Genomic DNA, 237 nt, shown 5'->3' with positions numbered 1-237 from the left:
GCCCTGGAAGGATCTGGGTGCGCTTGACTAGCAAATGGCCATCGACCCGAATCACGTACATGCGCCCGTCCTGGGGGCTGGTGTCGCTGGTGTCCACCATGATGGTGTTGTTGTCGCTGATGGTCGGTTCCATCGAATCGCCCTTGGCGAACACAACCACCAAATCCTTTTCATGTAACCCTTTAAATTTCAGCCACTTACGTCTAAATGCCAGTTTTCGTGATACCTCTTCTGAAC

1 protein-coding gene is annotated in these 237 nt (G+C 52.3%); it reads right to left on the bottom strand.

Annotated elements, in window-relative coordinates; genetic code table 11:
* A partial coding sequence (locus Q4563_RS22535; RefSeq protein ID WP_303606134.1) for a S24 family peptidase occupies window positions 1–237 on the bottom strand: 237 nt, incomplete at both ends.

The sequence above is a fragment of the Gilvimarinus sp. 1_MG-2023 genome (assembly GCF_030548285.1).
This window is presented reverse-complemented; position numbering and strand designations above follow the sequence as displayed.